The sequence below is a fragment of the Peribacillus sp. P4_D6 genome (genome assembly GCF_056401795.1).
In genome coordinates this window covers 1-3,338 of record NZ_JBFUIQ010000242.1, presented here as the reverse complement: position 1 = coordinate 3,338, position 3,338 = coordinate 1, and the positions used below count along the sequence as shown (strand labels likewise).

The window sequence follows — 3,338 nt, the reverse complement described above, 5'->3', positions numbered from 1 at the left end:
GTATGTCTTTACACAACCATTATCAGGTTTTTGGACTTCTCCATTTTTGACACTGATTTTCCAGTCATGCATCGGGCAAAATACGTGATCACCACTCACGATGCCTTCCACAAGTACCCCACCTTTGTGTGGGCAACGATTTTCAATAGCCCGGAATTCACCATTTGCTAAATGAAAAAGAGCAATTTCATGAGATCCTATGGTTACTGTTTTCCCCAGGTTTTTTGGTATTTCATTTACGGTTGAGACCTTTATCTTTTGAAGTGTTTTCCCCATTTAGGCTGCCCCCATATTCATTTATTTGATATAGCCGGAATTTTCACTTTTTGAAATAAACCGGTTTGGATCGCATTGCTCTCAATGATTTCTTTCCACGGTTCTTGCAATACGGATAAGGCCTCATCCAAACGTTGGTTAAGCTCCATCCTTTTTTGCTTATCACCAATAATCGCCTTAATGGTATCGAACCCGACACGCTCAACCCAGACCGACGTTCTTTCTAAATAATTGGCAGTCTCTCGATAATGTTGGATGTACGCACCCGTAATTTCAATTACCTCATCACTTGTTTTCACTTTACATAATAATTCAGCAGCTCGTAAATGGGTACCGCCATTGCCGCCAATATAAATTTCCCATGCACCGTCAACACCGACAACACCAAGATCTTTGATACCGGATTCAGCACAATTACGAGGACATGCCGACACAGCCATCTTAACCTTATGCGGTGTGCCAACACGTTCGAATTTCTTCTCCATGGCAATACCCAGACCGATTGAATCTTGGGTGCCAAACCGGCAAAAGTTTTCACCGACACATGTTTTCACAGTTCGAAGCGTTTTTCCATACGCATATCCAGAAGGCATATCAAGGTCGGCCCATACGCTTGGAAGGTCCTCTTTTTCAACGCCGAACAAATCTATTCTTTGACCGCCTGTTACCTTAAGTAACTTAACATTATACTTATCGGCAACATTTGCTATTTTCCGTAATTGATCGGGATTTGTGACGCCGCCATACATTCTTGGCACAACGGAAAATGTACCATCCTTTTGAATATTTGCATGTAGCCTTTCATTGACATAGCGGGATTCTTTTTCATCTTCATAGTCAACAGGATGGATCATGCCTAAGTAATAGTTCAGTGCCGGTTTACATTTCGAGCATCCATCACTTGTATTCCAGCCGAGAACATTCATGACTTCACGAGTATGTGTCAGATTTTTTTCGCGTATTTCGGCAACAATCTCATCTCTTGATAAAGTGGTGCACGTACATATGGATTCCTTCTGGTTTGACTTACTGAAATCAGTGCCTAATGTCAGCTCGAGAATATCACCGACTAACGGCTTACAACCACCGCATGATCTCGAAGCACTTGTGCAGCCTTTTACTTCCTCAATGCTTGTTAAACCATTAGATTCGATAGCCGTCACAATATCACCCTTCGTTACACCATTACAACCACAGATGATTTCTTCATTTGACATCGAAGTGACAAGGCTGACACTGGGTTCACTTGTTCCAGCATTCAAGTATTCCGAAACGTCGGCATTTTTATTGATCATGCTCAATAGGATATTGCTTTCCTTTGTATCCCCGAATAATACCGCACCAGAAATTTTCCCATTTCGAATCATTACTTTTTTATAGGTACCWTTCCATTCATTAAATTCCTTGATTGATTTGGCTTGTTCATCCTCGAAAATTTCTCCAGCCGAAAATACATCAACGCCAGATATTTTTAACTTAGTAGAAAGCACGGACCCCTCGTAAGGTTTGCTTTCCAGTCCGCAAATCCTTTTGGCTAATACTTTGCCCTGTTCATATAGGGGAGCGACCAAACCATACACCATCTCACGGTGTTCCGCACATTCACCAACCGCAAAAATATTCGGGATCTTTGTCTCCATATAATCATTCACGATAATTCCTCGATTGACAGGGATGCCGGAATTTTGGGCCATTGCAACATTTGGCTTAATCCCAACTGCCATGACCACTAAGTCGGCGCTGACTTCCTCGCCATCACTAAAGCGTAATCCGTTGACATCAAATTCACCTAAAACCTCCTGAGTCTGTTTCCCAAGATAAAAATTCATTCCCTGGCTTTCAAGTTCCCTTTGCAGCATTTTTCCTGCTGCTGGATCTAACTGCCTATCCATCAAATATTCCGAAAGGTGAATTACATCTACCTGCATACCTAGATTCAAAAGCCCCCTTGCTGCTTCAAGCCCAAGCAATCCTCCACCAATGACAGCAGCCTTTTTATTATCTTTAGAATATTCAATCATCTTTTCGCAATCTTCAATATTTCTAAAGGCGGTCACTCCTTTTTTATCAGCTCCCTTTAYCGGAAGTATGAAAGGGATTGATCCGGTAGCTAAAATTAATTGATCATATTCGACTTCGCGATTAGTGTCTGAGTAAATGATTTGCTTTGTGGGGTCGATGTTCGTGACTGTTTCACCTGAAAAAAGTGTAATATTGTTCTCTTTGTACCAGTTCCAATCATTTATTGTAATATCATCTATCGTCGTAGCCCCTTGCAATACATTCGATAGTTGGATTCGATCATAATTCGGATGCGGCTCACTTCCGAAGACAGTCACCTCAAACCTATCCGGTTGAATTTTCAAAATTTCTTCTATACATCTTACTCCAGCCATACCATTCCCAATGAGCGCCAATTTCTGCTTAGACATGTTTTGTCCTCCAATAAGATTTTTTTGAAAGGATGATATGATTGATTATAGGTGACGTCACTTTTTATCGCCACAATCATGTAATAAAATCTTACATAGTTTTTAAAAATTAATATTTAATGTTAGTTTTTATTACAAATATTCAGAAAATTAGGATATAATATCCTTATTGATTCAGCATAAATCCAAAATGAGGTGATTTTCATCGTCCAGCAAAAAGAATCTTATATAGATAGAAAGGTAATTTCCATAGGTGTGGTCAGAGAATTAACCGGACTATCCGATAGACAAATCCGGTATTATGAAGAAAGAAAACTCGTTTTCCCCGAAAGGTCTAAGGGTGGTAACCGTAAATACTCTTTTTCCGACGTCAAGGCATTAGTGGAAATCGCCGATAAAATAGAGGATGGAGTGCAAACCCATGAAATTAGACAGGAAAAATTAAAAGAGAAAAGAAAAATTGAACAGGAAAAAATGCGAAAAAAAATGCTGCAGGGCCAATTGAATGCACACTTTGGCCTGCGCAATTGATTTTCGCCTATAGACGCGAATTATTAGCTGTTCTATGTCCATATTTCACTCTTCGACAAAATTTCCACCTTGAAATATTAAAGGACATGAAAGTCATCA

The 3,338-nt window shown here is 40.0% G+C and carries 3 protein-coding genes; 1 reads left to right on the top strand and 2 read right to left on the bottom strand.

The genetic code is table 11. From position 1 onward, the window contains the following. Positions 1 to 276, bottom strand: a 276-nt coding sequence (gene nirD, locus AC1DVB_RS26155) for a nitrite reductase small subunit NirD (protein WP_477591704.1), incomplete at its 3' end; no start/stop codon positions are given. Between the two features lie 17 nt (positions 277 to 293). Continuing rightward, positions 294 to 2,708 carry a nitrite reductase large subunit NirB gene (gene nirB, locus AC1DVB_RS26150; RefSeq protein WP_477591703.1) on the bottom strand — a complete coding sequence of 805 codons (2,415 nt, stop codon included), beginning with the start codon at positions 2,706 to 2,708 and terminating at the stop codon, positions 294 to 296. Positions 2,709 to 2,963: 255 nt separating this feature from the next. Here nirB and AC1DVB_RS26145 point away from each other — a divergent pair, with 255 nt between their 5' ends. Beyond that, entirely contained in the window at positions 2,964 to 3,239 is a 276-nt protein-coding gene (locus tag AC1DVB_RS26145) for a MerR family transcriptional regulator (protein WP_269450004.1), read from the top strand. Positions 3,240 to 3,338 lie beyond the last annotated feature (99 nt).